This window comes from Phaeovulum sp. W22_SRMD_FR3 (genome assembly GCF_052113705.1).
Classification (GTDB): Bacteria; Pseudomonadota; Alphaproteobacteria; order Rhodobacterales; family Rhodobacteraceae; genus JBGQOG01.
Genome location: NZ_JBGQOG010000030.1, coordinates 1 through 20,750, shown reverse-complemented (window position 1 = coordinate 20,750; position 20,750 = coordinate 1). Strand labels below are relative to the sequence as shown.

Below are 20,750 nucleotides of genomic sequence, written 5' to 3'. Positions count from 1 at the left end.
TTGGTTGATTTCGACCCAGAGGCGACCCGGGTGTGGAGTGAACACCATCGGTTGGAGCACCGAGGCTGAAGATCTGATATGCGAGACGGGCCTTGCATGGCAAAAGCAACATGACGTCCCGAGGTGCCTATCGTCGACATTCGACACCGTTAAAATTGCGGCTCTGCCAGGATGTTTTGTCTGGCATCATCAGGCGGCGCGTTGCGCAACACAGCCACAATATCTCAGCCAACCTCTGAGCTAATGGGATGAACTGCCTTCCCGCCAAACCGCCGCTATGAGGTGGTCCCCGAAAACTGGACACTGACGTAAGCTCTGATTTGCTGTCTGTTGATCTTCACCACGAAGGAGATCGAAGATGTCGAAACGAAAGCAGCATGCCCCTGAGTTCAAGGCGAAGGTGGCGCTGGAAGCGCTGAAAGGCGAGTCGACCGTGTCGGAGCTGGCGAGCCGGTTCGGCGTGCATCCGACGATGATCAACCAATGGAAACGTGCGCTGCTGGATGGCGCGTCCGGTGTCTTTGAACGAGGCAGCCGCAAGGCACCAGTCATCGATGAAGACCAGGTCAGGGACCTGCATGCCAAGATCGGAGAGCTGGCGGTGGCCAACTCTTTTTTGGAAAGAAAGCTCAAGCCTTGGGGCGGGAAGTGAGGCGCGCCATGATCGAACGTGACCATTCGGACTTGTCGATCGGTCAGCAGTGCGCGCTGCTGTCGATTCCCCGGTCGTCGTTCTATTACACGCCGCAGGGTGAGACCGAGCAGAACCTCGCGCTGATGCGGCTGATCGACGTGCAGTTCCTCGACACGCCGTTCTTCGGCGTTCGCCAGATGACGTGGCACCTGCGCAACGAGGGCCACGCGGTGAACGAGAAGCGCATCCGTCGGCTCATGCGCCTGATGGGGTTGATGCCGATCTATCAGAAGCCGAACACCAGTAAGCCAGCGAAGGGGCACAATGAGCTGCTGCCGGTTTCGTGGACTGCGGGTGGACAGGCCAAATCAGGTTTGGTGCGTGGACATCACCTACCTGCCGATGCGCCGCGGATTCCTCTATCTGGTGGCGATCATGGACTGGCACACCCGCATGGTTCTGTCGTGGCGGATCTCGAACACGCTGGACGCGGAGTTATGCGTCGAGGGGCTGAACGAGGCCATCTATCGGTTCGGACCGCCGGACATCATGAACAGCGATCAGGGATCTCAGTTCACGTCGTTTGCGTGGACAGACCGCCTGCGGCGGTCGGGCATCCGCATCTCAATGGATGGCAAGGGCCGCTATCTGGACAACATCTTCATCGAGCGTCTGTGGCGCACGTTGAAATACGAGTGCGTTTATCTGCATGCCTGGGAGAGCGGGTCACAGGCCCGCGCGGGTGTCCGGAAATGGATGGAGTTCTACAATCACCGCCGCCCGCACAAAGCCCTTGGCGGACAGCCACCGGCAGTGGTCTACTCACTGCAAATCGAAGCAACGCAACCCGATCAGCCGGAGCGGATCAGAGCTTGAAAATCGCCAGATCCTGTCCAAGGAATGGGGAGCACCTCAGTTGACACCTGCTGTCGCTTCATGCAGTTGAAGGCGCCGGTTCCTAGGTCAACACCGAAGATCGCGACGTGTTTCATGATGGGTGTCCCCCTGATCTTGACCGGATCCCTTGGGCACATTGGTGCCGCCAGCAGGGGCCACGCAACCCATCATCCGTGCTCAGACCACCTCCGAAAGTCGGACATTTGCGCACGATCAAGCATTTTCGATCCGGTCACCCAACGCAGTCGCCGCAGTTCCGGAACCATTTCCCGTGAACTCCGCGGCCAGTGCCTGCCCGGCTTTCAGCGACAGCGCCGCAATCGTCAGGGCCGGATTGACCGCGGCCGAGGTCGGTAGGACGGAGGCATCGGTGATCCAGAGATTGCGCACCTGATGGCTGCGGCAATCGAGATCGACCACCGAGGTCGCCGGGTTGTTTCCCAGCCGCGCCGTACCGCATTGATGCGAGGTCGTCTTGCGCCCAAACGTGCGGACCAGAACCAGCGGAAATCCGGCGCGCCGCATCACCGCCTTGGCGCGCGCAATCAGCGCCGCATGCGCCTTCATGTTCGAGCGTTGCCAGTCGACGATAATATCCTCGTCGCGCACCATGACCCGGCTGGACGGGTTTGGCAGATCCTCGCTGGTCAGGAACCAACCAAAGGCCCGGTCGGCGATCATCCGCGCCAGGGGCCTGGGCAGCAGGGGCACCTGGGCCTTGAGGATATTGCCGGTGATCCGGCCCAAAAGCTGGACATTGCCCAGAGGGGCCCCGGTTTTGGGATCGTCGTTGTAAAAATCGTTAAAGCACAGCGTCTTTTGATAGACCGACGTATTCTTCAGCCGCGGATCGACGGCGATCAGCGCGCTGGTGTTGTGGTTCATGAAATTCCGGCCCAGCTGGTCGGATCCATTCGCCAGCCCGGTCGGATGCGCCGCATTGGCCGAGCGGAGCAACAGCGCCGCGGTCTGCACCGCCCCGGCGGCCACCACGAAATGCAGCGCGGTAACCCGTTCCTCGCCTCTCGGCCCCTGCACGACCGCGGCCAGAATGCGGCCGCCCTCGGCATCGGTTTCGAGCCGGACCACTCTGGCACCGGTGCGCAGCTGCACATTGGGGTGCCGCAATGCCGCGGCCAGCGGCCCGACTTCAGCGTCGATCTTGCCCGCGCCGCCGGTATTGGGGAATGCATCCCATCCGGTCTGCCCGCGCGCGAGCCAAGCCGGAAGATCGATGGCCAGCGGCAGGCTCGACGGCGTTACCCCGGCCTTGGTCAGTCGTGCCCGCACCTTCTGCAAGGCAGGTTCATCCGGCACCGCCGGATGCGGAAACGGCCCCGAACGCGGCGGGTCGCTTGGATCCTGACCCGCGGTGCCGCAGACGCGGAACAGCGCCTCGGCCCGGTCATACCAGGGGGCCAACGCCGCATATGCCATCGGCCAGCCCGGCGAGGTTCCCTCCAGATGCGGGCGCGGCGTAAAATCCTCGGCGCGGTAGCGATACATTACCGCGCCGTAGAATTTTGAATTCCCCCCGACATAGTAATAATTTCCGGGCAGGAAACGGGCACCATCGGTGCCGATCCATGCCTCGGACGATCGATAGACACCCTTTTCGAAGATCGCGACATCGTCGCGCGCTTCGGGGCTGTCGGGCAAATGCTCGCCCCGTTCCAGAACCAGGATGCGGCGGCCGGTGGCGGCCAGGGCCGAAGCCATGGTGCCACCGCCGATCCCGGACCCTATGATGACGACATCGGCGGTCAGGTCGCTCATGCTGTCAGTCAATCCGGGTTTCGCTGTCGCGATCAAAGAGCACGACCTTGGCGACATCCACGGTGAGCCGCACCTTCTGCCCGGCATCCACCGCTTGCGGCGCCAGACGCGCGGTCACCTCGGCACCATTCAGCGAGAACATCGCCAGCGTATCGGGGCCGGTCGGTTCGACGACATCGATCCCGACCTCGACGCCTGCGGCCGCCGCATCGCCGATCGAGAAGGCTTCGGGACGGATGCCGACGAAGACCGGCTTGCCATCATAGCGGCGCAGCGCCTCGGCGCTGAGCGCGACGCCCGGCAGGCGGGCTTCCGTGCCGTCGGCCTGCGTGATCTCGACCACCGGGGCGCCGCCCACCACCGTCAACCGGCCGGGGATGATGTTCATCGACGGCGATCCGACGAAGCGGGCCACATAGACATTGGCCGGGCGGTCATAGACCGTCTGCGGGTCGGCAAGGTGCTGCACGATGCCGTCCTTCATCACCGCGACGCGGGTCGCCAGGGTCATCGCCTCGATCTGGTCATGCGTCACATAGACGATGGTGGTGCCCAGACGCGCGTGCAGACGCTTGATCTCGGTGCGCATATCGACACGAAGCTTCGCATCGAGGTTCGACAACGGCTCGTCAAACAGGAACAGTTTCGGCTGCCGGACGATGGCGCGGCCCATCGCCACCCGCTGCCGTTGCCCGCCCGAAAGCTGCGAGGGCTTGCGATCCAGCAGATGGGTGATCTGCAGCATCTCCGCCGCGGCGGCGGTGGCGCGGTTGCGCTCGGCGGCGGCGATGCCGCGGATCTTCATGCCGAATTCGATGTTCTCGCGCACCGTCATCGTCGGGTAGAGCGCGTAGGACTGGAACACCATGGCGATGTCGCGGTTCTTGGGAGAGCGGTCATTGACGATCTCGCCGCCGATGCGGATCTCGCCTGCGGTGACTCCCTCCAAACCGGCGATCATGCTGAGCAGGGTGGATTTTCCGCAACCCGAGGGCCCAAGCAGCACGAGGAAATCCCCCGCGCCGATGGAAATGCTCACTTCCTTGAGGATCTCGACGGAACCGTAGGATTTGCGAACACGGTCGATTTCAAGAGTAGACATGGCGGTCAGCCTTTCACAGCGCCGGCCGTCAGACCGCGCACAAAATAGCGGCCCGCGACGACATAGACGATAAGGGTGGGCAGGGCGGCGATCATGGCGGCGGCCATGTCCACGTTATATTGCTTGCGCCCCATGGTGACGTTGACGATGTTGTTCAGGGCCACGGTGATCGGCGAACTGTCCCCGGCGGTGAACGAAACCCCGAACAGGAAGTCGTTCCAGATCTGGGTGAACTGCCAGATGCAGGACACGACGATGATCGGCAGCGCCGCGGGCAGCATGATCGAAAAGAAGATCCGGAAGAACCCGGCGCCATCGATCTGGGCGGCCTTGGTCAGCTCGTCCGGGATGGTGATGAAGTAGTTGCGGAAGAACAGCGTGGTGAAGCAGATGCCATAAACCGTATGCACCAATACCAGCCCCGGGATCGTTCCCGAGAGGCCCAGCCGACCCAGCACCTGCGCCATCGGCAGTATCACCGCCTGAAATGGCAGGAAGCAGCCAAAAAGTATCAGCCCGAAGATAAAGTTCGACCCGGGAAAGCGCCATTTCGACAGCACGTAGCCATTGACCGCCCCGATCCCGCTCGACAGCAGAACCGCCGGGATCACCATCAGGATCGAGTTGATGAAATAGGGCTTCAGCCCGGTGCAGGCAGTGCCGATGCAGGCCTGCCCCCAGGCTTTCGCCCAGGCCTCGAAGGTGATGACCTTCGGCAGACCGATGAACGAGCCGCCGTAGATCTCGTCGAGCGATTTCACCGAGGTGGTGATCATCACCCAGAGCGGCATCAGATAAAGCGCCGCAATGAACACTAGGCAGGCATAAATCACGGTGCGGCCGATACGCCGCGCGCGGGTGGCAGAGCCGTGTTCAATGGCCATGACGGCTCTCCTTTAGCTCGGAGTAGAGATAGGGGATGATGATCGCGGCAACCGTCATCAGCATCATCATCGCGCTGGCTGCGCCGACGCCCATCTGGTTGCGGCGGAACGTCGCCTGGAACATGAAGGTCGAGGGAACTTCGGTCGCATTGCCCGGCCCGCCATTGGTCATCGCCAGCACCAGATCGAAGTTCTTGATCGCGATATAGCTCAGCAACACGATCACCGACATAAAGGCGGGACGCAGCATCGGCACGATGATCTGCATGTAGATCCGCGGCAGGGTCGCGCCCTCAATCTGCGCGGCCTTGATGATCGAATTGTCGATGCCGCGCAGACCCGCGAGGAAGATCGCCATGGCAAAGCCCGAGGATTGCCAGACCGCGGCGATGACGATCGTGTAGATCGCGAAATCGGGTTTGGTGATCCAGTCGAAGACGAAACTGGCCCAGCCGAGGTCGTTCACCACCTTCTGGATCCCGAGCGCCGGGCTGAGGATCCATTTCCAGGCGGTGCCGGTGACGATGAAGGACAGCGCCATCGGATAGAGATAGATCGCGCGCAGCGCTCCCTCGGCCCGAATGTTCTGGTCCAGCAGGATCGCCATGAACAGGCCGATCACCACCGCCACGGCCAAAAATAGCGCCGAGAAGATGAAGAGGTTGGCCACTGCCGTATGCCAGCGCGGCGTTGCCCAGAGCCGGGCATATTGCTCGAGCCCGACGAAATCATATGCCGGGACCATCTTTGACGACGACATCGAGATCCAGCCAGTCCAGGCGATGAACAGATACACGCCGACAAGGATGACTAGCAGGCTGGGGGTAAGAACGAGTCTAGGCAGCCACTGCGCCAGCCGGTCAGAAAGGGGTTTGGGTCGTGACATGGCGTTTTCCTTGCGCACGCATCTGGGTCGAGGGCGGTGCCGCCGGGGCCGGGGAAGAGGAGCCCCGGCGGCACCGCCGGGAGGTCAGCGGGCGTTGTTGATGCCGTCGACCAGCATCTGCACCGCGTCCTCCGAGGACATGTCGGTCACGAAGAACTGCGCCGCGACATCGCCGAAAACCGAAGCGAATTGCGGTTGGCTGGCAAAGCCATGGGTCAGCGCACCGAGCATGGCACCGCTGGTGATCGCGGCGGCACGTTCGTCATAGCCTTTCTGGGCGCAGGCGTCGAAATCGTTCACCGGCACATCGATCCGCGCCGGGATCGAACCTTTGATCAGGTTGAAATCGCGCTGGATCTGCGGGTCCATGATCGTTTCGGCAAGCGCCGTCTGTGCATCTGTCACCGACTGATCCTTGACCGCGAACATCCCGAAGGTGTCGATCACGAAGAGGAACGAGGTTTCGGCGGAGGGGGTAGCAAAGCAGAGGAAGTCGGTGCCGGGGGTCATGCCCTTGGCTTGGAACTCGCCCTTGGCCCAGTCGCCCATCACCTGCATCGCGGCTTCGCCATTGATCACCATACCGGTTGCGACGGCCCAGTCGCGGCCGTTGAAGCCGTCATCGACCAGACCGCGGACCTGACGCAGCTTGTCGAAGACGCCCTTCATTTCGGGGCCGGACAGCGCGGCATCGTCCAGTTCGATCAGCGCCTTGCGGTAGAAATCGGGGCCGTAGAGGTCGACGACGAGCGAGTCGAAGATCAGCTGGATCTGCCAGGGCTCATCCCCCATCGCCAGCGGGATCACGCCAGCGGCGCGCAGCTTGTCGCCATCGGCGATCAGCTCGTCCCAGGAGGTCGGCTGGTCGATCCCGGCCTTGTCGAAGACCGCCTTGTTTGCCCAAACCCAGTTCTGACGGTGCATGTTGATCGGGGCGGCGATGAAATCGTCGCCATTCTTGATGAAGGGGAGCACCTGCGGCGCGATCGCCGCTTCCCAGCCGCCGGCGGCGGCCAGATCGTTCAGATTGCGCAGTACGCCTTCATTCGCCCAGTCGATGCCTTCCCAGCCCAGGAACTGCATCGCGCCCGGCGGATTGCCCGCTGCGAGCCGGGTCCGCAGCGCCTGCTGCGCATTGGCGCCGGACATGCCACCCACCGCGCTGTCTTGCCAGGCATAGCCGCGGGTCTTCAACCCATCGAGGATGACGTTCAGCGCCTTGACCTCGCTCTCGGACACCCAATGGTGGATGCCCTCGATCGTGCCCTTGTCCTGCGCGGCAGCCGCCAGCGGCATCAAGGCAACCGTCGCGGCAAGCAATGTCTTGAGTTTCATTTTTTATCTCCCTGTTGCGGATCAAGTGGCGCCCCCGCCCGGGCGGGGGCGGAGTGGCTTATTGCGGCGCGGCAGCGGCGCCATAGGGAACATTGCGCCCCCCGAAGCGCCGGACGCGAATATTGGCCTGTTCGGCGTGGCCGACGAAGCCTTCCATGTGGCACAGGCGCGACCCATAGGCGCCGATCAGGGCCGAGGCCTCATCGGTGAGGATCCGCTGGTAGGTGCAGGTCTTGAGAAACTTGCCGACCCAGAGGCCGCCAGTATAGCGCGCCGCCTTCAAGGTGGGCAGCGTGTGGTTGGTGCCGATCACCTTGTCGCCAAAGGCGACATTGGTGCGCGCGCCCAGGAACAACGCGCCATAGTTGGTCATGTTGTTCAGGAAATAATCCGGATCCGCGGTCATCACCTGCACATGTTCCGAGGCGATGCGGTCGGCTTCGGCGACCATTTCCTCGCGGGTGTCGCACAGAATGATTTCGCCGAAATCCTCCCATGCCTGCCGCGCGATTGCGGCGGTGGGCAGGATGTCCAGCAGGCGGTCGATCTCGGACAGGGTATCTTTGGCCAGTTTTTCGGAATTGGTGATCATCACCGCGGGCGAATTGGTGCCATGTTCGGCCTGCCCCAGAAGATCGGTGGCGCAGATCTCGCCGTCGACGGTCTCATCGGCGATCACCAGGGTCTCGGTCGGGCCGGCGAACAGATCGATGCCGACCTTGCCAAACAGCAGCCGCTTGGCTTCGGCGACATAGGCATTGCCGGGACCGGCCAGCATGTCGACCGGATCAATCGTCTCGGTGCCGTTGCCCATCGCGGCAATCGCCTGAACGCCGCCCAGCACGTAAATCTCGTCAGCACCCGCTAGATGCTGTGCCGCGACGATCTTTTCAGCGATCTGCCCCTTGAACGGCGGGGCGCAGGTGATCACCCGCTTGCAGCCCGCCACCTTGGCGGTCAGCACGGTCATATGCGCCGAGGCCAGCAACGGGTATTTGCCACCGGGGACATAGCAGCCGACATTGGCGATCGGCACATTCCGATGGCCCAGAACCACGCCGGGCAGCGTCTCGACCTCAAGGTCGAGCATCGTGTCGCGTTGCGCCTGGGCGAAGTTGCGAACCTGATCCTGAGCGAAATCAAGATCGATGCGATCTTGCCGGGTCAGCCCGTCGACGCAGTTGCGAATTTCGGCATCGGTCAGGCGATAGCTGTCGCGATCCAGCCCGTCGAAACGGATGCTGAGGTCGCGGATCGCGCGGTCGCCGCCCTCGGCGACCTGCGCCAGCAGGGCCTCGACGGCGGTGGTTACCTCGGGGGCGGTCTGGCTGCCCTGGTGCAGCCGTGCGGTCTTTACATGCCGGATCATGGCAAATCTGTCCTGTTGGGCGGTTCGGCTTGCGCACCGCCACAGTGGAAAACGGAAAAGAGGGGTTGGGGGCGCCGCCTGGATCCGATGGGTTCCCTGAGAGCGCCCCCGCGCCGGTCATCGCTGCCCGGTCAGGGACGATGATCCGGGTCGGTGGTCAGAGGTGCTGTTCTTTCGCACGCATCTCGGCATAGGCCGCCTGTTCCTTTTCGTAATAGGCGGGCGACGGGAAATCCCACCAGCCGGTGGCAAAGGGGCCTGCCGCATCGCGCGACACGATCACTTCGACCAGGGTCGGGCCATCGGTGTTGAGCGCGGCTTTGAGGCTCGCTTCCAGATCCTCGTTCTTTTCAACCTTCCAGGCCTGCAGGCCAAAGGCGCGCGCGGTGGCGGCGATGTCGGCCGAGTAGGGCTCGCCGTTGCCGGCGTGGTGGTTGAATTCCGAGGCGATGTGACGCCCGGTGAACTTGCGCTGACCACCGCGGATCGACATGTAGCCCTGGTTGTTCAGGACCAGGAAGACCACGTTGATGCCGTTCATCACGGCGGTGCCCATTTCCGGCAGGCTCATCATGAAGTCGCCGTCGCCGACGATGGCCACGACCTTCTTCTCGGGGCAGGCGAGCTTGGCGCCCATCGCCGCCGGAACCGCCCAGCCCATCGGCGAGAACGAGCCCGAGGTCAGGTGGGTGCGGGGTTCGTAGACCGGGAAGCTCTGCTTCACGGCACCTTGGGTGTTGCCCGAACCGACCACGACGATGCCGTCACGCGGCAGGACCTTGCGCAGGGCGACCAGCGGACGCTGCGAGGTGAAAGGCGTCTCGGTGCTGGTCTCGCGCGGCTCGACCTTGGCGCGCCAGTCGGCCTTGGCCTTGGCGATATCGGCGTGGAAGGCGGCATTGCCGACGCGCAGCGCGGCGGCGTCCTCGTCGCTGATCGCGGCCAGAATCTGCCCCAACGCGATCTTGGCGTCGGCGACGATGCCCACTTCGGTCGGGTAGGTCTTGCCAATCTCGCGCGGGTCGAGGTCGATGTGGATCAGCCGGCCCGGCGGGAAGCTGAACGACACGCCCTTGGCATAGGACGAGGCCGACCAGTCGGTGAAGCGGCAGCCGACCGAGATGACGACATCGGCCGAGGCGGTGATCTCATTGCCGCAGGTGGTGCCGGTCTGGCCGACGGCGCCGATGAACAGGTCATTGTCCTCGGCGATGGCGCCCTTGCCGTTCCAGGTGATCGAGACGGCAGCGCCCAGCTTTTCGGCCAGCGCGGTCAGCTCGGCCGAGGCGTTCGCGGTGATCGCACCGCCGCCGGCCACGATGACCGGACGCTTGGCGGTCAGCAGCACCTTGGCGGCAGCGGCGATCGCGGCGGGATCCGGGTAGGCGATGCCGGTCGGCATGCGCTTTTCCAGCGGATGGATCACGACGTCAGCGGCTTCGACCTGCACATCCATCGGCACTTCGACATGTACCGGGCCCGGCCGGCCGGTCAGCATTTCATTGAATGCGCGGTGCATGATCGTCGGCAGAACGGCAACCGAATTCGCCGCCCAGGCGCGCTTGGTCACCTGTTCGGTGATGCGCAGGAAGGCGTTGTCCTGCTGGCGCTCGATCTCCTGCATGGTGCCATGGCCGTGCATGTAGGTCTGGGGCGAGCCCGAGACATAGAAGACGCCGGTCGAGTCGGTATAGGCGGTGGCCAGACCGATGATCGTATTGGTGGCGCCCGGTCCGACCGAGGTCGAGCAGGCCATCGGCTTGCCGGAGGCACGCCAGTAGCCGTCGGCCATGTGGACGGCGCTCTGCTCGTGCATCACCTGGATGAAAGGAATTTCTGAGCCTTCTTGCAAGAAGGCATCGAACAGCGACCAGATGCCATGCCCCGGCACCCCTGCCACATATTCGACGCCGTATTCCTTGAGCGCCTGCGCCACGACCTGTCCGCCAGTGAGTTTCATTGCTATCCCCGTTCGATTCCCGGCGCCCCATCTAGGCGGCGCCAATTAGGCTTTGATGGGGTGATGATGCCGTCTTGACCGAAGCGAAACAATTACGCATAGATGAGAGTTGTGACGCAATGTGAAGCACTGCATGCGAAGGTGTGACGATGTCCCTGAATGAACCCGAAGATGCCTTGACGGCGCGCCAGATGAATTTTGCCGCCAACCTGCGGCTCATGGTCGACCGCCAGGGGTCGATCTCGCAGGTATGCCGCAAGGTGGGGATCAACCGCCAGCAATTCAACAAATATCTGTCGGGGCGGCACATGCCCTCGCCGGGCAATATCCGGGTGATCGCGAATTACTTCGGGGTCGGGGTCGAACTGCTTTTTGCCGAACATGACCATTTCCGCGCATTGGTCGAGGGCAATTACTTCGACGCGCTCGACCATCTGCGCCGCGCGCCGCAGGTGGCGCGGTTTCTGGATACGGTGACGGTCGCCAACAAGATGGACTCGGAAGAGTTTGTCGGCTGTTATGATCGATACCAATATTCCTCGATCTACGCCCGGCGGATTCTGCGATCGGCGTTTTGCGTGTTCCGGAACGGCGATTTTCTGAACCACTATTACATCGAACGCTTTCCCAGCTACGATAACCCGAACAAGACCGAGTATATTTTCAAGTATCACGGTTTCACCTTTCCGATCGCCGATCGCGTGTTCTGCATCGATTTTGAATCGGTTCAGCGGAACGAGCTGACTTTCGGGATCTTTTCCTCGGTACAGCGCAATTCGAAGCGCTTCATGTTCGGTGTGGTCAGTGGCGTAGCCGCGACGATGTTCCGCCAGCCCTTTTCGACCCGGGCAGCGCTGCATTACCGGCGTCCGGGGCTGTTGCGACGGGCCGAGCTGGAAAGCACGGCGACGCTCGACATGAACGACAGCACGATTCCGCGTGAGGTGCGCGAATATCTGGGGGATAGCCCGGACATGATCAAGCCGGTCTAATATCCGGGCAATTTTGCGTCAGTTTGCGTCAGAATTGATCGCCTCGCGCAATGGTTTGCGTCGGGAAACCGTGGTGATCTGGGGGCAGTTCAACAACAGGCCCCCCTCCCATGCAAAACAAAACTCGCGATCTCGCCTTCGCCGATTCCTTCATTCGGGCGCAACTGGTCGAAAACGTGCAAGATCTGGCGGTAGATGATGCCGTCGTGGTCAATCTCGGCCCCGAGCCTATGATCACCGGCACCGACCATCCGACCATCGTGCCCGCCTGGAAATCGATCTGGCTCAAGGGGGGGACAATTGCCCGTGCCGACCGCGCCGCACTGATCAAGGTGGTCGAGCCGACCAACCTCGGCGGTTGCATGTTCCGGGGCTGGGACTGGCTTGGCAACCGGATCAAAAGCTTTCCGCGCGACACGCCGCTGTTCATCTCGGCGCAGGACAGCATCGGCACGGTGGTCACCGACCCCTATGTGTTCACCAATGAACGCCGCAATCCCGAAGCACCGCAAGAGTTTGAGCTGAAGTTGAACCTGTGGTGGTCGCCGGGTGATACCGATTGCTTTATCCATAACGAGCATCCGTTCCTGGAAACCCATACTCAGATCCACGGTCTGGGGCGGATGCAGAAATTCCACGAGCGCGACGCGGCGACTCTGTACGAAGACGTGCTGATGCCGATCGGCTATTCACATGACCCGTTCTGTCGGGTTACCGGCGCGAACAAGTGGACCTACCCCTGGCACCGCTACTACGCGCAGACCGATTCGGTCTGGCTGGCGGTGGAACTGCATCCGATCGCCTGACGACCCTGCGGGCCCGGATTGTACCGGGCCCGCCTCCTCACATCTTCCGGTCCTGCCATGCCCGATCCCGTGTTTAGCCGCATTGAAACCGATGCTCTGGGGGAGCGCCGTTTGCCCTATGATGCGCTTTTCGGCATCCAGACCCTGCGCGCGACCGAAAACTTCCCGGTCTCGGGCATTCGCTATGCCAATCTCGCGCCGATGGTGGCCGCGATGGCGCAGGTCAAGAAGGCGGCGGCCCGCGCCAATGCCCGGCTCAATCTGCTTGATGCCGGCAAGGCCGAGATCATTGGCCGGATCTGTGACGAATTGATCTCGGGTCAGCATGCGGCGCATTTCCCGGTGGATGTGTTTCAGGGCGGCGGCGGCACCTCATTGCATATGAACATGAACGAGGTGATCGCCAATCGCGCGCTTGAACTGATGGGCCATGCCTGCGGGGCCTATGATCATCTGCATCCGATCGGCGATGTGAACCTGTCGCAATCCACCAGCGATGTGCATGCAACGGCGCTGCGGGTGGCGCTCTTGCAGCAGACCGGACCGCTGAAGACGGCGCTGCGCAGTCTTGCCGATGCCTTTTCCGACAAGGCGCGCGACTTCTCTGATGTGCTGAAGCTCGGGCGCACCCATTTGCAGGATGCGGTGCCGATGACGCTGGGCCAGGAATTCGAGGCCTTCGCCGATGCGCTGCGCACCGAGGTCGAAGGCGTCGATGCCGCAGCGGCCGATCTGCTGGCGATCAATCTTGGCAGCGCGGTGGCGGGTACGCATTTCGCGGTCAGCGGTGCCTTTACCCGTTTGGCGATCGAAGAATTGAGCGCGCTGACCGATCTGCCCCTGCGGCGCCCGGTGAACTTGCATGCCGCGGCCTGGAATGTGGCGCCGCTGGTGCGTTATTCGTCCCTGCTGCGGCGGTTGGCGCTCACCTTGTCGAAAATCGCCAGCGATCTGCGGCTCCTGTCCAGTGGCCCGCGCGGCGGTCTGGGCGAAATCGGCTTGCCCTCGGTGCAGCCCGGATCGTCACAGATGCCCGGCAAGGTCAACCCGGTGATCCCGGAAATGGTCAATCAGGTGGCATTTTACGTCTTTGGTACCGATGCCTCGGTAGCGATGGCCGCCGAGGCGGGGCAATTGCAGCTCAACGCCTTTGAACCGTTGATGGCCTATATCCTGATCACCAATGTGCAGATGCTGGAAAACAGCGCGCAATTGTTGAAATCGCGCTGTGTCGAAGGGATCACCGTTGATCGCGACACCTGCGTCAACCATTTGACCGCGAGCACCGCGCTGATCCCGATGCTGGTGCCGCGGCTGGGCCATGATCGCGCGGCCGAGATCGCGCGTGCCGCTCTGACCGGGGCCAGCCTGCGCAGTCTGCTTCTGGGCGAGGCGGGTTTCACCCCGGCCGAGGTTGATCGTTTGTTCGACCTGAACCGCTTGCGCTCCTGATCCTGCGGATCATTGCGACTCTTCCTTTGATGACAGCCATAGGGCCCGACCCTTCGGTCGGGCCCTGTCCGCTTTGGCCAGCGCCTTCGCTGCGATGGTCGCGGCTTATCCCCGCACCAGCCGCTCCATTAAGTCCTTGAGCGTGCGCGCCACGTCAAAGCTGTTTTCCTGTTGCTGACGACGGCAGAACAGCTCGCAGCTCCACCAGCCGACATAGCCGGTGGATTTTACCGCATCGACCCATTCCATTAGATTGAGCACACCGGCGCCGGTCGGCACATCGCGCAACACTGCTTCGTTGGGGATGCCGCAGTCATGGGTCAGCGAGTCGCAGACATGCACGCCATGGATTAGCTCTTTGGGCAGCCGCGCCACTTCTTCGGGCGCATCGCCCGAGGCGTAGCAATGCCAGAAGTCGACCACCAGCCGCAGGTTGTCGCGCCCCGCCGCATCGATCAGCGCCACCTGATCGGCCAGACGGTTCAGCGGCGTCCAGGCCAGGGCTTCAAGATAGAGCAGCAGCCCCTGTTCTTTCGCCATATCGGCGAGGGTCGCGAAATTCGCAGCCGTCAGGCGCAGCTGTTCTGCTTTGGGCAGATGCAACAACCCCGCGTAAAACGGGCTCGTTTCCCCACGGGCATGGGCCTCAACCGCGGCCACCTGCACTGGGCCGGTCAGAACCTGCACGCCTTCGGCGCCGGCAAGCTTGGCGATGTGGAACATGTCTTCTGCCTCGCGCAGCAAGGCTGCCTGATCCGCGCCCTGACGCTCGATATCAAGCAAGAACCCGGCGCCCGGCACATAGATGTCTTGCATCAGAGCGGCCAGTTCGGCCTCCCTATGCCCGGCCTGCAGATAGGCGCGCATCTTGCCGATATTCGCCTCGATCCCCGCGAAACCGCCCGCGCGCATGATTTCGAGGTCAATTGCATGCGGTGCGTCCTTCGAGACCAGCGCATGATAACAGATCTTGTGGTCGTCCATGATCCCTCCGGTCGCAGAGCTATGGCCCCTTGTTAAATGCACGAAATCGCACTGTAAATTTTCGCAAATACTGCGTCACTTCGCGTCAGAAATTTCACCGTCGCGCAGTTCGGGGGGCGCGGGCCGAATGATATTCTGCGCTCTGCAAGTTTGAACGGACCGGAGGCGGCGCATGGAAGAGGTTGACTATATCGTGGTCGGAGGGGGCTCGACGGGCTGCGTGGTCGCCGCGCGTCTGTCCGAAGACCCGTCTTGCAGCGTGGCGCTTCTCGAAGCCGGGCCGCGCGACCTCAATCCCTACATTCATATCCCCGGCGCCTACTACAAGACCGCGCAGGGCGGGTTGCTGAGCCGCTTTCCCTGGGAGCCGACCGCGGCGCAGACGCGCGCAGAGCAACCGACGATGGTTCAAGCCAATGTGCTGGGCGGCGGCAGTTCGGTCAATGCGATGATCTATATCCGCGGCAATCCGCTGGATTATGCCGAATGGGAAGCGCAGGGCGCGACCGGCTGGGGGTATGCCGATGTGCTGCCGTATTTCCGCAAGGCCGAAGACAACAACCGCTTTTGCAACGAGGTCCATGCGACCGGCGGCCCGCTTGGCGTCTCGGATATCGACCATATCCATCCGCTGACCCGCGCCTGGCTGCGTGCCTGTCAGCAGGCCGGGATGCCGTTGAACCCGGATTTCAACTCGGGGGATCAGGCGGGCTGCGGGCTGTACCAGATCACCGCGCGCAATCGGCGGCGCAGCAGTGCCTCGGTCGCCTATATCTGGCCCGCGCGCAAACGTCCGCACCTCTCGGTCAAGACCGACGCCAAGGTGACGCGGATCCTGATCGAAAAGGGCCGGGCGGTCGGCGTTGAATATCTGGATGGCAAACGCAGCCGCACGCTGCGCGCCCGGCAGGAGGTGATCCTCTCGGCCGGGGCAATCGCCACGCCGAAATTGATGATGCTCTCGGGCCTTGGCCCTGCGGCGCATCTGGGCGAACAGGGGATCCCGGTGCTGGCCGATCTGCCGGGCGTTGGTCAGAACCTGCAGGACCATATCGAGATTTCGCTGGTCTATGAACTCAATGGCCCGCACAGCTATGACAAGTACAAGAAGCTGCATTGGAAGGCCTTGGCCGGGTTGGAATATGCGCTGTTCCGCGGTGGTCCAGCCTCGTCGAACCTGATCGAGGGCGGCGGCTTCTGGTGGGGCAACCGGTCCGAGCCGGTGCCGGATGTCCAGTATTTCATGGTGGTCGGTGCCGGGGTCGAAGAGGGGGTCGAGGCAGTGCCGGGCGGCAATGGCTGCACGGTGAACCTCGGCCAGATCCGGCCGCGCTCACGCGGAGAGGTGCTGCTGAACAGTGCCAATCCGGCGGATTTCCCGCGAGTGATCCCGAATTATTTCGGGGAGAGCTACGATCTGGATGCCGTGGTCGAAGGGGGGCTGTTTGCGATGGAAGTGATGGAGCAGCCCGAGATGCGCCGTTACATCGCACGCCGCCAAACCCCGACCGATGATCTTGCCACCCGCGAGGGGTTCCGTCGGTTCTGTCAGACCGAGGCGCATGCTGCGCTGCATCCGGCGGGCACCTGTCGCATGGGCGGGGATGAGGGCGCCGTGGTCGATCCGCAGTTGCGGGTGCGCGGTGTCGACGGATTGCGGGTCGCCGACGCCTCGGTGATGCCGACGCTTATTTCGGGCAATCCGAATGCGGTTTGCATCATGATCGGGGAAAAGGCCGCGGATCTAATCCGCGCGGCCTGATCTCACGCGCCACAGACCGCCGAGCAAGGGCTGCGCAGGCAACAGCCGCGCTGCCCTTTTTGCACAGGGCGCTTAGCGCAATAGCCGGGCGCAGAAGCCAACCACCGCCATTGCCAGCACCACCAGCCCCAGACTGATCCGCAGCGAGGCGATCTCGGCGACGAAGCCGATGAAAGCCGGCCCCATCAGGATCCCGGCATAGCCCATGGTCAATACGCGGGACATAGCGCGGCCATGATCGGCTGTGCTGAAACGCCCCGCTGCCGAAAAGATCAGCGGGATCACATTGGCAATGCCCAGACCGCAGAGGGCCACCGCCGGAATGATCACCCAAATCTGCGGCGCCGCCAGCGCCAGCGCAAAGGCCAGTGCGACTGTCGCGGCCCCGACGCCGCACAGGGTCACCGTCCCAAAGACCCGACCGGCGCGGTCGCCGACGATCCGACCCAGCGTCATCAACCCGGCAAAAGCCGCAAAGCCGAAAGCTCCGGTGCTTTCCGTCGCGTCTGCTGCGCGCACCAGATAGATTGCGGTCCAGTCCATAATGGCGCCCTCGGCAAAAAACGCGAGAAATGCCATGCCACCCAATAGCAGCACCCGACCGAAGCTGGCAACGGAGCCGCCATTTTGCGGGACGGAAGCTTCATTGGCCCCATTGATCGTGGTTGCCGTCGAAGCCTTGGGATTCATGAATATTCCCGGGTCCATGCCGCGCAACGCAATAAGTGCTGTGAGCAAGATGGAGAGGCCGATCCCCAGAAGGGCGGCGCCGCCGCTGATCCCGGCGCTGGCCAGCAGCGCATAGACGATCGAGGCCGCCAGCGTGCCGACACTGAACAGCGCATGCAACGAGGACATGATCGCGCGGCCGATCTTTGCCTCGAGTTGGGCGGCTTCGCTGTTCATCGACACATCGAGCGTGCCAAAGGTCAGGCCGCAGCACAGTGCAAGCAAGATCGCCGTGGTCATTGAGGTCAGCGCGCCCGCGCTGGCAATACAGACGCCATAGAGAATGGCTGCCAGGGCCGCTGTCTGTCCCGCCCGGATCCGTCGCAACAGGCGGGGCCCGTTCAACATCGCCAGGATCGCCCCGACCGCGAAAAACAGCAAGATGATACCGATCTCACCATCTGACACCGCGGTCTGTCGACCCAGAGCTGGCAGGTTGGCGGCCCAGGCACCGATCCCGATGCCCCCGGCGAGGTAGCAACCCGAAAGTGCCAGGCGCTGCCGGGCGGCGTCGGTCATCTGTGCCAAAATCAATCTCCGAATGGTCATGATGAAAAATGAATCGGGACATTGCCGCTGGCGCGGGTGTCAGGGGATCAAGACGGCGGTGGCCTCGATCAGTTGGGAACCGGCCTCGCGTACGGCATTTATCTCTGCCGTCGGCGCTCCGGGCTCCAGAATATAATGCGAAACCGCCGAAAGCGGCGCTATGGCAAAGGGCGCGCGGCTTCCGAGCTTGGCATTGGTCATCATCAAGACGCTTGCGGCACTTTGCACCAGCAAGGCGCGCTTGAAATCGACATCATCCATGTCGATCCCCATCAACCCGTCTTGCGCGGTCATCGCGCAGGCGCCCAAAAAGCACAGGTCGAAGTGAAAGCGCCCAAGTTCGGCCCGCGCCCGTTGATCGACCGCGCCGCCCACCCGCGGACGCAGCACTCCGCCGATCAGATAGAGCCAAAGGTCTTCGCGCGCCATCAGCGCCGCCGCGACCGGCACCGAATTGGTGACGACCCGCAAGCCGCTGTCACGAGGCAAAAGCTGCGCGAGTTCGCGAATGGTGCTGCCATTATCCAAGAACAGCGTCTGACCGGGACGGATCAGATCGCAGGCCGCCGCCGCCAGCGCGCGCTTTGCCGCCAGATCTTCGGTTAGCCGTTCGGAAACGGGCCGATCCGCCACGACAGGCCCGGTCGCCTCCGCCGCCCTGTACGTGAGCGGCAGCGCGCCGCCATAGACCCGCTGGCAGATCCCATCCGCGGCAAGCCCGCGCAGATCGCGGCGGATCGCATCTTCCGAGACCTGAAATTCCTGCGCCAGAGCGATCGAGGTCACGGCCTCGCCCCGGCGCAGGCGTCCGGCAATCCGCTGTCGGCGAAGCAAGGGAAGATCGGGTGTGTCAGACATGGCGGCACCATAGCTGGGCTGTCGATGGGCTTCCAGCCGTGACATCGCGGGATTGATTCCTGCGTTCAGGCCGCATAGCGCAGCGCCAGATCACGCACCCGCGCCGCGGATGCCGCCAGGGCCTCTGCCGAGATGACGCCCGCTTCCGCCGCAGCGACGATTGCTGCGGCCACCTCGTCGAGCTGATTGCCGACATCGGCCAGCAGCAGGTAATCGCAGCCCGCGGCCAGCGCCTCGATCGCCACCTGTGGCACCGGATCTCCGCGCATGGTCGCGCTTGAATCGAGATCGTCGGCCATGACCACCCCGGTGAACCCGAACCCTTCGCGCAACAGCGCAATGATCTCGGCAGAGCGCAACGCCGCGCGCTCGGGGTCGAGCGCCTGAACGATCGCAGGCCCCACCATCACCATCTCACTGCCTGCGGAGATCGGGGCGCGAAACGCCGGATAAGCCGCTTCGAGGCTGGCCAGATCCAGTGGATTAACCGCCGTGGCCTCGAGCGCCGGGTCGCCGGTGGTGGTGCCAAAGCCCGGAAAGTGCTTGACGGTGGCCGCGACACCGGCACGTTGCACGCCCCGGACATAGGCCGCCGACAGCGCGCCGACGCGGGTGGGATCCTGCGACCAGGTCCGCCCCTGCAACCAGCTGTTTGGCCCGATCAGGACATCGACTAGCGGTGCCAGAAAGGCATTCACCCCGAGATCCCGCGCCGCCGTGGCGATGGCAGCGGCGCGTTGCTCGATCTCGACATCTGTCGTCTCGGCCAGCGCTTCTGCCGCCGGGAAACTGGGGACGAGGCCATGCAGCCGGCTGATCCCCCCCATTTCCTGATCGACGCAGGTCAGCATCATCTCCGCACGCTGGCGCGCGGCTTCGGTAACTGCCTGAATATCTGCCGCGGTCTCCGAGGCGCGTCGGCTCGCGCTCATCTCGCGTGCGACATATTCGGCGCGACTTTCGCCCAACAATATCGACACGCCACCTTGGTCCAAAAAGCGCCGGGTCGCGTCACTGAGTGTGAGCGTATCAAAAGCGGGCAACAGGATCGCGCGCGCGTTTTCTTGAAGGGTATAGTGCATTTCGCCTCCGGAATCATGCATCTTCGCGCTAAAATGCGGGGTTATATGTGAATCATCAAGTGATAATAGGCAATATCGTGCATGATTGGGGCGTGACTGCGACCGGGGCGTAAATCCGCAACGCCAGAGACGCTTGCCTGTCGGTGTCGGGTATATGGTGGGGGCACCCAACGTCGGCGTGATCGCTATTCGCCCGCCCAGAATTGTATAGTGCAGTCAGACACCTGCCGCGGATCCAGAATGAAATGCGCCAGGTTGCCATATGTACACGGCCATTGGGCAGGGCGCCCGCGGCCCTGTTGTCCTACATGCCGGAGGTGGCGTGGGCGGCGAGGCTCTCGATGCCGAGATCAGCGAGTCCTGCAACTTCTGACATAAAGAGGCGAGATCAGGCCGGCCGTCTCTGGCGACCGAAGTTTGCGTTGAATCTCTCCACGACCGGGTGAGCTGCTCTTCCGATTTGATCGCGACGAATGACATCGTCGGGCGCGTCGCGGCTTCGGCAATGGCCTCCGCATCACGGTCATCGTTCTTGTGAACCTTCACATAAGGTCGGACATAGAGCGGCGACATTAGCCGGGGTTCATGTCTGTTCTGAAGACAAAACCGCCCGATGTGAGCTGCTGCCGGTTTCGTGGACAGCAGGTTAAGCTAGCATAGCGCGGGCCTCGAACTCCATCGGGCTGAGGTAGC

At 62.9% G+C, this 20,750-nt stretch carries 15 protein-coding genes and 2 pseudogenes; 5 read left to right on the top strand and 12 right to left on the bottom strand.

Annotated elements, in window-relative coordinates; translation table 11 throughout:
• Positions 1-358: 358 nt before the first annotated feature.
• Positions 359-1,510 (top strand): annotated as a pseudogene (locus ACEN2S_RS21740) (IS3 family transposase).
• Between the two features lie 234 nt (positions 1,511-1,744).
• Here the strand turns inward: ACEN2S_RS21740 and ACEN2S_RS21735 are convergent.
• From ACEN2S_RS21735 to ACEN2S_RS21705, 7 genes are all read right to left on the bottom strand, one after another.
• Positions 1,745-3,307, bottom strand: a complete 1,563-nt coding sequence (locus ACEN2S_RS21735) for a GMC oxidoreductase (protein WP_441870439.1) — start codon at positions 3,305-3,307, stop codon at positions 1,745-1,747.
• Between the two features lie 4 nt (positions 3,308-3,311).
• On the bottom strand, positions 3,312-4,409 hold the full coding sequence (locus ACEN2S_RS21730) for an ABC transporter ATP-binding protein (protein WP_441870437.1): 1,098 nt from the start codon (positions 4,407-4,409) through the stop codon (positions 3,312-3,314).
• Between the two features lie 5 nt (positions 4,410-4,414).
• On the bottom strand, positions 4,415-5,293 hold the full coding sequence (locus ACEN2S_RS21725) for a carbohydrate ABC transporter permease (RefSeq protein ID WP_441870435.1): 879 nt from the start codon (positions 5,291-5,293) through the stop codon (positions 4,415-4,417).
• Positions 5,283-6,179: a carbohydrate ABC transporter permease gene (locus ACEN2S_RS21720; RefSeq protein ID WP_441870433.1), complete on the bottom strand. Its 897-nt coding sequence runs from the start codon at positions 6,177-6,179 to the stop codon at positions 5,283-5,285. The genes ACEN2S_RS21725 and ACEN2S_RS21720 overlap by 11 nt, the downstream gene beginning before the upstream one ends.
• 84 nt (positions 6,180-6,263) lie before the next feature.
• Positions 6,264-7,514, bottom strand: a complete 1,251-nt coding sequence (locus ACEN2S_RS21715; RefSeq protein WP_441870431.1) for an ABC transporter substrate-binding protein — start codon at positions 7,512-7,514, stop codon at positions 6,264-6,266.
• A 58-nt stretch (positions 7,515-7,572) separates the two neighbouring features.
• A complete protein-coding gene (gene hisD, locus ACEN2S_RS21710; protein WP_441870429.1) occupies positions 7,573-8,883 on the bottom strand; it encodes a histidinol dehydrogenase in 1,311 nt (436 codons plus the stop codon).
• 157 nt (positions 8,884-9,040) lie between these two features.
• The gene (locus ACEN2S_RS21705) at positions 9,041-10,843 is read right to left on the bottom strand and encodes a thiamine pyrophosphate-binding protein (RefSeq protein WP_441870427.1); all 1,803 of its coding nucleotides are present in this window, start codon (positions 10,841-10,843) and stop codon (positions 9,041-9,043) included.
• Positions 10,844-10,992: 149 nt separating this feature from the next.
• Between ACEN2S_RS21705 and ACEN2S_RS21700 the strand changes: the two genes are divergently transcribed.
• The 3 genes from ACEN2S_RS21700 to ACEN2S_RS21690 all read left to right on the top strand — a co-directional run bounded on the left by ACEN2S_RS21700 (position 10,993) and on the right by ACEN2S_RS21690 (position 14,093).
• Complete coding sequence (locus tag ACEN2S_RS21700) at positions 10,993-11,835, top strand: helix-turn-helix domain-containing protein (protein WP_441870425.1); 843 nt, start codon at positions 10,993-10,995, stop codon at positions 11,833-11,835.
• 110 nt (positions 11,836-11,945) lie between these two features.
• On the top strand, positions 11,946-12,641 hold the full coding sequence (locus tag ACEN2S_RS21695) for a hypothetical protein (RefSeq protein ID WP_441870423.1): 696 nt from the start codon (positions 11,946-11,948) through the stop codon (positions 12,639-12,641).
• A gap of 57 nt (positions 12,642-12,698) precedes the next feature.
• Positions 12,699-14,093, top strand: a complete 1,395-nt coding sequence (locus ACEN2S_RS21690; RefSeq protein ID WP_441870421.1) for an aspartate ammonia-lyase — start codon at positions 12,699-12,701, stop codon at positions 14,091-14,093.
• A gap of 105 nt (positions 14,094-14,198) precedes the next feature.
• Here ACEN2S_RS21690 and ACEN2S_RS21685 read toward each other — a convergent pair whose 3' ends face one another.
• Positions 14,199-15,077, bottom strand: coding sequence for a sugar phosphate isomerase/epimerase family protein (locus tag ACEN2S_RS21685; protein ID WP_441870419.1), 879 nt, complete (start codon positions 15,075-15,077; stop codon positions 14,199-14,201).
• Positions 15,078-15,249: 172 nt separating this feature from the next.
• On the opposite strand from ACEN2S_RS21685, the gene ACEN2S_RS21680 reads away from it, so the two are divergent.
• Entirely contained in the window at positions 15,250-16,839 is a 1,590-nt protein-coding gene (locus tag ACEN2S_RS21680; RefSeq protein ID WP_441870417.1) for a GMC family oxidoreductase, read from the top strand.
• A gap of 72 nt (positions 16,840-16,911) precedes the next feature.
• Here ACEN2S_RS21680 and ACEN2S_RS21675 read toward each other — a convergent pair whose 3' ends face one another.
• From ACEN2S_RS21675 to ACEN2S_RS21660, 4 genes and pseudogenes are all read right to left on the bottom strand, one after another.
• Complete coding sequence (locus ACEN2S_RS21675; RefSeq protein ID WP_441870469.1) at positions 16,912-18,087, bottom strand: MFS transporter; 1,176 nt, start codon at positions 18,085-18,087, stop codon at positions 16,912-16,914.
• Between the two features lie 69 nt (positions 18,088-18,156).
• A complete protein-coding gene (locus ACEN2S_RS21670; protein ID WP_441870415.1) occupies positions 18,157-18,975 on the bottom strand; it encodes a DeoR/GlpR family DNA-binding transcription regulator in 819 nt (272 codons plus the stop codon).
• A gap of 65 nt (positions 18,976-19,040) precedes the next feature.
• On the bottom strand, positions 19,041-20,057 hold the full coding sequence (locus ACEN2S_RS21665; RefSeq protein WP_441870413.1) for a glycoside hydrolase family 3 N-terminal domain-containing protein: 1,017 nt from the start codon (positions 20,055-20,057) through the stop codon (positions 19,041-19,043).
• 444 nt (positions 20,058-20,501) lie between these two features.
• Positions 20,502-20,681, bottom strand: a pseudogene (locus ACEN2S_RS21660) (IS110-like element ISMmg1 family transposase); the annotation flags it as partial.
• Positions 20,682-20,750 lie beyond the last annotated feature (69 nt).